The sequence below is a fragment of the Leifsonia sp. KNZ12-8B genome, from assembly GCF_056755495.1.
Genome location: NZ_JBPGXM010000201.1, coordinates 1 through 4,548, shown reverse-complemented (window position 1 = coordinate 4,548; position 4,548 = coordinate 1). Strand labels below are relative to the sequence as shown.

Genomic DNA, 4,548 nt, shown 5'->3' with positions numbered 1-4,548 from the left:
CGCGCCGCCGCCCGGGGGGCGGCGCCGCCGGGGGGGGGGGGGGCTCCCCCCTCTCCCGCGCCCCCGCCGGGGGGGCGCCCCCGCTCCGTGGTCTTCCGATCGCTGCGTACTACAGCGGACGCACCGACTCGGCCTGCGGGCCCTTGTTGCCCGTTCCGACCTCGAACTGGACCTGCTGGCCCTCCTCGAGCACCTTGTAGCCGTTCATGTCGATCGCGGAGTAGTGGACGAACACGTCCTGTCCCCCACCGTCGACGGTGATGAATCCGTAGCCCTTCTCAGCGTTGAACCACTTCACGGTCCCGTTCGCCATGCATTACTCCCATTGCTGTGTCGCTCGCCCGGTCCAGCGCCGTGCGTTGAATCCCGATCCTAATGCGTGCAATGCCAGTATTCGCCAGTGTTTTCGGGAAGAATTCGCGAATCCGACGGAAGTTAAACACGCGCGAAACAAAAACGGGCGTGCGGCGCCCGGACGGGGATCAGCCGGCGGCGTCGGTGCCGACGACGACGGTGATGTCGGCGCCCGTGTCGGCGAAGTCCTGCGTCTGCTGGACGGCGGCCCCGGGGAGGGACTGGGCGACCCCGAGCGCCGCGGCCTGCTTCGCCGGGTCCGCATAGTAGACGACGGTCTGGGTGACGTCGGTGCGGTCGGCGTTCGCGACCGCGCCGACCTTCCAGCCGGCGGCCGTGAGCGTGTCGCTGACGGTCCCGGCGAGACCCTCGGTGGCGGTGCCGTTCAGCACGTTGACGGTGAGGCTCGGGTCGACGGTCGGCACGATCGTCGGCGTCGGGGTCGGGGTGGGGGTCGGCGTCCCGGCGGTACCGGAGGCGGTGGCCGAGTTGGTGGGACCGCTGAACGAGATGGCGCCGTTGATCAGCGACAGGCCGAAGATGCCGGCGCCGACGAGCACGATGGTCGCGAGCGCCGCCCAGCCGACCGCGATCCAGGCGCGGCCGCGCGGACGCGGAGCGCGGTGGGCGCCGACGCGCTCCAGCCCCTCCGGGATGTCGTCGAACCGGTCCGTGGGGAACTTCTCTGCCATCGTCTGGTTTTCCTTGGTCAGTCGCCGGGCAGGAGGGTCCTGCTGCGGCGGGCGGCCGTCCTCGCCTCGCGGAGGCGGAGCAGCCGCTTGACGAGCATCGGGTCGTGCTTCAGCGCGTCCGGGCGATCGATCAGCGCCCCGAGGAGCTGATAGTACCGGGCCGCCGAGAGTCCGAACTCCTCGCGGATGGCCTGCTCCTTGGCTCCGGCGTGCCGCCACCAGCGGCGCTCGAAGTCGAGGATGGCGGCCTCCCGATCGGACAGACCTGCAGCCTCGGCCACGCGCTCCCGCCTTCCGCTCGCCGTACCGGTGTCGTCTCGCGCCACGCTCGCCGATCATCCTAGGGGCCGCGTCCTGTGTGTTGGCCCTTTGCCGGCGGCACGTCGGAAGCCGGCGGGCGGAACCTGGCGAAACAGGGAACAGGCCGCCGCCCGGCCCCGTTTAGGGTGGTGACTGACCGAAAGGAACACGCATGGACTACAAGGTCTCGAAGACCGACGAGCAGTGGCGCGAGGAGCTCGACGCGGACAAGTACGCCGTGCTGCGCGAGGCCGCGACCGAGCGCCCGTGGACGGGCGAGCTGCTCGACGAGAGCCGTGCCGGCCTCTACACCTGTGCGGCGTGCAGCGCCGAGCTGTTCAAGTCGGGCACCAAGTTCGACAGCGGCTGCGGCTGGCCGAGCTTCTACGAGTCTGTGCGCCCGGAGGCGGTGGAGCTGATCGAGGACACGAGCCTCGGCATGGTCCGCACCGAGGTCCGCTGCGCGAGCTGCGGCTCGCACCTGGGGCACGTCTTCCCCGACGGGTTCGGCACGCCGACCGGTGACCGGTACTGCATGAACTCCATCGCACTCGAGTTCACGCCCGACGCGCAGTGACCCGGGCCGGCGCAGTGACTTCGGCGGGCGGTGAGGCGGCTGCGGCGAGCCTCCCCGAGCGGGTCGCCGCGCGCCGGTCGTACTCGCGCGTGACGCCGGATGCCCCGACGCACGAGGAGCTGCTGCCGCTGGTGGCGGCGGCGGGCCGCGTGGCCGACCACAGCGCGCTGCATCCGTGGCGGATCATCGAGCTGCGCGGTGACGCGCGCGTTCGCCTGGGCGAGGCGTTCGTGAAGGATGCGAAGGTCAGCGGGCACGACGCCGAGAAGCTCGCTGCGAAGCCGCTGCGCTCCTCCCTGCTGCTCGCGATCGTGGCCGTGCGCACGAAGAGCGAGAAGGTGCCGGGCTGGGAGCAGGACGCTGTCGCCTCCGGCGTTGCGCACCTCCTGAGCCTGCTGCTGCACGACGCCGGCTGGGGCGTGATCTGGCGCACGGGCCACCACACCCGATCGAAGGCGGTGCACCGGATGCACGGCCTGGCGAAGAACGAGCGGCTGCTCGGCTGGCTGTACGTGGGCGGCATCCCCGAGGAGAGCCGGGAGGGTCACCGCAAGGCGATCGACCCCTCCCGCTTCCTGAGCGTGCTCGACTGAGCGCGGCCGGGGCTGCGCGTCAGAGCTGGCCCGGCCGGGTGCGGCGGGACCCCCACCGGATGCTGGCGACGCCGACCGCGACGATGGCGAGCAGCGTGCCGCCGATCGTCGAGAACGGGACGCCGACGTCGGAGCTCGGGAGCAGCAGGTCGAGCAGGAGCGCGGCGATGAGCTGGCCGGCCACCGTCGCGAGGCCGAGCAGCAGCACGCCCGTGATGCGTACGAGCAGCGCGTTGGCGGCGATGAAGACGCAGCCGATCGCGCCGCCGATGTAGAGCCACGGCTCGGCCGGAAGCGGTCCCGGCAGCCCGACGAGGGCGACGTGCACGAGCAGCAGGACCACCAGGACGACCGTCCCGACGAGGAAGTTGATGAAGGTCGCGGTGAGGGCGCTCTCGGCCAGCACGCGGACCTGACCGTTGACCGCCTGCTGCCAGCCCATCCCGAGCCCGGCGATCAGCGGGAGCAGCATCATCCACACCGGCACGCTGCCGCCGAGCTGGGCCGAGACCGCCCAGAGCACGGCGATCAGCGCGATGGCGGCGCCGACGATGCGCGAGGGGGTGAGCGGACGCGGTCCGCCGGGGCCCAGGCCGATGCGGTCGAGCACGAGCCCGCTGACGGTCTGCCCGGCGACCACGGCGACGGTGAACAGTGCGACGCCGAGCACCGCGGCGACGAGGCCCTGCGAGAGCACCAGGAACGATCCGGCGGCGCCTCCGCACACGTACCACCAGCGCAGCTCCCGCCCCCGGAGCGCGGCGGCCACCCGGCGCAGGCCGCGGCGACCGGCGGGCGCGATGGCGAGAGCCACGAGCAGGATCACGAGGCCGGAGCCGAAGGAGATGGCGGCGGCCGCGAAGCCGTCGCCGAGACGCTTGCCCAGTTCGCCGTTGATACGGGACTGGAGGGCGACACCGCCGCCGCACAGGACGGCCAAGAGCAGGGCGAGCCAGTGCGGGAAGGGGCGGGCGGTCACTCCTCCCACCCTAAGCCCGCGTGCAGACGCTTACGGCGCGGGCGCCTCGCCGTCGGTCGGCTCCGGCTGCGGGAGCCAGTCGATCGCCTCCTCGGGCGCGACCTCCTTCTCCACGCTCAGGTCGCGGTCGTCGTCGTGCTTCTTGTCGCTCATGCCCTCACCCTACGCCGCAGGCCCGGCGGCGGAAGCGGGCGGCGGGGCGTCGGCGAGGACGGCCAGCGGCGACTCGATCGCATCCGCGACCTCGCGCAGGAACCCCGCGGCGACGCCGCCGTCGGTGACGCGGTGGTCGAAGACCAGCGAGAGCTGCACGATCCTGCGCGGGACGACGGCGCCGTCGAGCACCCAGGGCCGCTCGAGCACCCGGCCCATGCCGAGGATGGCGACCTCGGGGTGGTTGATGATGGCGGCGCTGCCGTCGACGCCGAGGCTGCCGTAGTTGTTGATCGTGAAGGTGGAGCCGGTGAGGTCGGCGGGCGGCAGCTCGCCCGCACGGGCGGCGTCGCCGAGGCGGACGATCTCCGCGTCGAGCTGCCGCACGCTCAACCGGTCGGCGCGCCGGACGACGGGGACCACCAGCCCGCGCGGGGTGTCGACCGCCACCCCGAGGTTGACGCCGTCGAAGGTCTCGAGCCCGGCGCCGTCGGCGGTGACCCGGCCGGCGAGTTCGGGCCGTCGGGTGAGTGCGGCCAGCGCGAACCGCGCCACGAACGAGAGGAGGGACGGCGCGCGTCCGTCGACCACGAGGCGGCGGCGGGCCTCCCAGAGGTCGGTGGCGTCGGCGTCCACCCAGACCGTCGCCTCGGGGATCTCGGAGCGGCTGCGCGTCATCGCCTCGGCCACCGTGCGGCGGAAGCGCGAGAACGGCGTGGTCGCGGCGATGCCCAGGCCGGTGCGGGGATCGGCGGTGGAGGCGGTGGAGGCGCCGGATGCGTCGGCGACCGCGGGGCCCGTGGAGGCGGGAGGCACGCTCGGGGCGAACGCCGCCTCCACGTCGTGCCGGGTGACGACGCCGTCGGGGCGGGTGGGGCGCAGCGAGGACAGGTCGATGCC

Annotated in this window: 8 protein-coding genes; 2 read left to right on the top strand and 6 right to left on the bottom strand. The window is 72.9% G+C overall.

All coding sequences use genetic code 11. The annotated features are described in order from the left end of the window. Nucleotides 1-109: 109 nt before the first annotated feature. The 3 genes from ACR9ZG_RS18220 to ACR9ZG_RS18210 form a co-directional block, all read right to left on the bottom strand. Nucleotides 110-313: a cold-shock protein gene (locus tag ACR9ZG_RS18220; protein ID WP_301211979.1), complete on the bottom strand. Its 204-nt coding sequence runs from the start codon at nt 311-313 to the stop codon at nt 110-112. A gap of 169 nt (nt 314-482) precedes the next feature. Further along, nucleotides 483-1,046, bottom strand: a complete 564-nt coding sequence (locus tag ACR9ZG_RS18215; protein WP_481286257.1) for a LytR C-terminal domain-containing protein — start codon at nt 1,044-1,046, stop codon at nt 483-485. A 17-nt stretch (nt 1,047-1,063) separates the two neighbouring features. Next, nucleotides 1,064-1,327, bottom strand: a complete 264-nt coding sequence (locus ACR9ZG_RS18210) for a DUF3263 domain-containing protein (protein ID WP_481286256.1) — start codon at nt 1,325-1,327, stop codon at nt 1,064-1,066. A gap of 191 nt (nt 1,328-1,518) precedes the next feature. Here ACR9ZG_RS18210 and msrB point away from each other — a divergent pair, with 191 nt between their 5' ends. Together msrB and ACR9ZG_RS18200 are read left to right on the top strand one after the other, a co-directional pair. Next, entirely contained in the window at nt 1,519-1,923 is a 405-nt protein-coding gene (gene msrB / locus ACR9ZG_RS18205) for a peptide-methionine (R)-S-oxide reductase MsrB (RefSeq protein ID WP_481286255.1), read from the top strand. 14 nt (nt 1,924-1,937) lie between these two features. Next, a complete protein-coding gene (locus ACR9ZG_RS18200; RefSeq protein WP_481286254.1) occupies nt 1,938-2,516 on the top strand; it encodes a nitroreductase family protein in 579 nt (192 codons plus the stop codon). 19 nt (nt 2,517-2,535) lie between these two features. Here the strand turns inward: ACR9ZG_RS18200 and ACR9ZG_RS18195 are convergent, their stop codons facing one another. The 3 genes from ACR9ZG_RS18195 to ACR9ZG_RS18185 all read right to left on the bottom strand — a co-directional run. After that, nucleotides 2,536-3,495 carry a DMT family transporter gene (locus tag ACR9ZG_RS18195; RefSeq protein ID WP_481286253.1) on the bottom strand — a complete coding sequence of 320 codons (960 nt, stop codon included), beginning with the start codon at nt 3,493-3,495 and terminating at the stop codon, nt 2,536-2,538. 30 nt (nt 3,496-3,525) lie between these two features. Beyond that, nucleotides 3,526-3,648 carry a hypothetical protein gene (locus ACR9ZG_RS18190; protein ID WP_481286252.1) on the bottom strand — a complete coding sequence of 41 codons (123 nt, stop codon included), beginning with the start codon at nt 3,646-3,648 and terminating at the stop codon, nt 3,526-3,528. Nucleotides 3,649-3,657: 9 nt separating this feature from the next. Continuing rightward, nucleotides 3,658-4,548 (bottom strand): dihydrolipoamide acetyltransferase family protein (locus ACR9ZG_RS18185; RefSeq protein ID WP_481286251.1); only part of this gene is annotated, 891 nt, incomplete at its 5' end.

Bases quoted from the DNA above. Each gene is read 5' to 3' on its own strand.
- ACR9ZG_RS18220 (WP_301211979.1), bottom strand. From the start codon at position 313: ATGGCGAACGGGACCGTGAAGTGGTTCAACGCTGAGAAGGGCTACGGA.
- ACR9ZG_RS18215 (WP_481286257.1), bottom strand. From the start codon at position 1,046: ATGGCAGAGAAGTTCCCCACGGACCGGTTCGACGACATCCCGGAGGGG.
- msrB (WP_481286255.1), top strand. From the start codon at position 1,519: ATGGACTACAAGGTCTCGAAGACCGACGAGCAGTGGCGCGAGGAGCTC.
- ACR9ZG_RS18190 (WP_481286252.1), bottom strand. From the start codon at position 3,648: ATGAGCGACAAGAAGCACGACGACGACCGCGACCTGAGCGTGGAGAAG.